The sequence below is a fragment of the Lyngbya sp. CCY1209 genome (assembly GCF_055795065.1).
The window spans coordinates 1-3,077 of sequence record NZ_JAYFER010000105.1 but is presented as its reverse complement, the minus strand read 5'-3'; the positions used below and the strand labels follow the sequence as shown (position 1 = coordinate 3,077).

Sequence of the window (3,077 nt, the reverse complement as noted above, 5' to 3'; positions counted from 1 at the left end):
AGGGGGGCTGGGGGGGATGGGGGCTGGGGGGGATGGGGGCTGGGGGGGATGGGGGCTGGGGGGGATTCTCACTCCGTCGATTTTTTACCTCCAGATTCAAACATAAACCACCACAATTCAAAACCGATCAGGGCGACACCGCCGAGGGTGACACCCAACTTGACGGCGAGGGGTTGTTCGATTTTGCTGAATTGTCCGAACTCGCCACCGTGGGATTTTTCGGGCATTGCTTCCGCCGGGAGGGACGCGATCGCACCCGCCAGCAACAACCCCGTAAAATAACCGCCAATTTTGCCGAATTTGAACATGATTTAACCTCAAAAAAAACATCAATGTTTCGCCAAGCGAGTCCGCCGCAGTCGCAGGGCGTTGGTGACGACGGAAACGGAACTCATCGCCATCGCAGCACCGGCGATAATCGGGTTGAGTAGCCAGTGGGTGAGGGGGAACAGAACCCCCGCTGCGATCGGGATGCCCAGGGTATTGTAAATAAAGGCAAAAAACAGATTTTGGCGGATATTGTTCATGGTGGCGCGGCTGAGTTGAATGGCGGTGACGATACCTTTTAAATCGCCGGAAATTAAGGTAATATCCCCCGCCGCGATCGCCACGTCGGTGCCGGTGCCGATCGCGATTCCCACGTCCGCCTGTGCCAAAGCCGGGGCGTCGTTGATGCCGTCTCCCACCATCGCCACGACGGGACGTTCCTTGCCTTTTTTGGCTTTTTCCTGCTGCAAGGATTTGACGATTTCCGACTTGCGATCGGGGCGAACTTGGGCGAAAACGCGATCGATTCCCACTTGATCCGCGATCGCCTCGGCAGTTTTCTGGTTATCTCCCGTCACCATCACCACTTCCAAACCCATCCGCTTCAACGCCTTCACCGCTTCCGCCGACGAGGGTTTTAGAGTATCTGCAATTCCCAATAATCCCTCAATTTCTCCGTCCATCGCGATCCAAGCCGTCGTCTGTCCGTCGGTTTCCCATTGCTGCTGCTGCGTCTCGAAAATTTGGGTATCCATTCCCAATTCTTCCATCCAAGCCGAGGTGCCAATTTGGATGCGGCGATCGGAAACCCTTCCCTGCACCCCCATTCCCGCCATCGCCTCGAAATCCTCCACATTTGGAAGGGGAAATTCCACCTGTTGAGATTTGGCATATTCGACGATCGCTTCCGCCAAAGGATGTTCCGATTGGCGTTCCACCGCCGCCACCAGCCGCAGCAATTTCAACTCGGCATCATTCGCCGTTCCCGCCGTCGTGACGTAGTTCGTTACCGTCGGTTTTCCCGCCGTCAGCGTTCCGGTTTTATCCAATACTAAAGTTTCGATTTTGTGGGCGAGTTCCAGACTGTCCGCACCTTTGATTAAAATGCCATTTTCCGCCCCCAATCCGGTGCCAACCATCACCGATGTCGGCGTCGCCAATCCCAACGCGCAGGGACAGGCGATAATTAAAACGCCCACCATTGTCACGATCGCCAACGTGAGATTTCCAGTAATATTAAACCAGACGACAAATGTGGCGATCGCGATCGCAATTACCACCGGAACGAACCACCCCGTCACCCGATCCGCCAACCGCTGAATCGGTGCCTTCGATCCCTGTGCCTGCTGCACCAACTGCACGATTTGCGCCAAAACCGTCTCTTCCCCGACTCTGGCGGCTTTGAATTTAAAACTCCCCGTCTTATTAATTGTCGCCCCGATCACTTCATCTCCGGGATGCTTTTCGACGGGAACGCTTTCCCCCGTCACCATCGACTCATCCACCGTCGATCGCCCTTCCATCACTTCGCCATCCACCGGAATTTTCTCCCCCGGACGCACGACAACCACATCCCCCACCTGCACTTCATCGATGGGAATATCCTGTTCTTCTCCGGAGCGGATTACCCGGGCTGTTTTCGCCTGTAATCCCATCAATTTGCGGATGGCTTCGGAGGTTTTGCCCCGGGCGCGATGTTCCAATAATCGCCCCAGTAGAATTAGGGTAATAATGACGACGGCGGACTCGTAATAAACATCGGCACTCAACCCCTGCCTGGTAAAAACTTGGGGAAATAAAGTCACGAAAACCGAGTAAATATAAGCGGCTCCAGTTCCGACAGCGATCAGGGTATTCATATCCGAAGAACGCTGTTTTAACCCTTTCCAAGCTCCCGTAAAAAATTGGTGTCCGCACCAAAACATCACGGGGGTTGTCAACACCAATTGTAGCCAGTAATTGTGCATCCAATGGGGAATCCAAGGTATATCTAACCCCGTCATCATTGGTAAACCGCCAAACATCAGAAAAATACTGATTAAACCGGCGATCGCCACTTTTCGCGTCAGTTCCCGTTCAATTTGGCGGCTTTCCCGTTCCGTCTCATCTTCACTCTGTCTCATCCCCTTCAACGGTTTGGCGCCGTATCCGGCATCGGATACCGCCTGTTGGATTTGCTCCAAATTGGTTTTTTGGGGATTATAATTGACGGTAGCCTGTTCGGCGCCAAAATTCACCTGGCACTGATCCACGCCGTCGATCCGCTTGACGACGGTTTCGATGCGGGAGGCACAGGCGGCGCAGCTCATCCCCTTGAGTTGCAGGTGGGTGGTTTTCATCGGCAGACTCCGGTTAAGGACTCGATGGATTGAGTTTAGAGTCTCCGGTTAACTGGAGAGTCAAGGGGTTCGGAAAAAATTTTCTTTGTCAAGTTTTTGAGACAAAACTTAATAAAAAGCCGCGATCGCATTAAAGCAGTTCTTCGTAAAGTCTGAGTTCTGCTACCGTCTGATCCCAACCTTGCCTTTCGTAGGAAGCGAGTAATTCTTGAATGCTGAGAGGGGGATTTTTTAAGCTCATTCGCTGTCGTTTGACGGCCCGACAAATAACGGAAGGAGCCCCATCAATTAAATGGACAATGAAAAGGAAATGGTGGGTTACGGCGCGGATGGAAAGTTGTGGGTTTTTCTGAAAAATTACTGCCGCGCCTAACTCACCCTACTGGACTGTTTGATCTTAAATGAGGCGATCGGATCTGAATCCACAGGCAAGATGCCCGATGCTCCGTTTTGAATTTTGCCTCATTTGAG

Annotated in this window: 3 protein-coding genes; all 3 read right to left on the bottom strand. The window is 52.8% G+C overall.

Features of this window, described 5'->3' with window-relative positions; all coding sequences use genetic code 11:
- Positions 1–68: 68 nt before the first annotated feature.
- Positions 69–308 carry a hypothetical protein gene (locus AC0QHF_RS00695; RefSeq protein ID WP_324702266.1) on the bottom strand — a complete coding sequence of 80 codons (240 nt, stop codon included), beginning with the start codon at positions 306–308 and terminating at the stop codon, positions 69–71.
- A 21-nt stretch (positions 309–329) separates the two neighbouring features.
- Positions 330–2,606, bottom strand: a complete 2,277-nt coding sequence (locus tag AC0QHF_RS00690; protein WP_324702265.1) for a heavy metal translocating P-type ATPase — start codon at positions 2,604–2,606, stop codon at positions 330–332.
- Positions 2,607–2,736: 130 nt separating this feature from the next.
- Positions 2,737–2,907, bottom strand: a complete 171-nt coding sequence (locus AC0QHF_RS00685; protein ID WP_473113498.1) for a VapC50 family PIN domain-containing toxin — start codon at positions 2,905–2,907, stop codon at positions 2,737–2,739.
- Positions 2,908–3,077 lie beyond the last annotated feature (170 nt).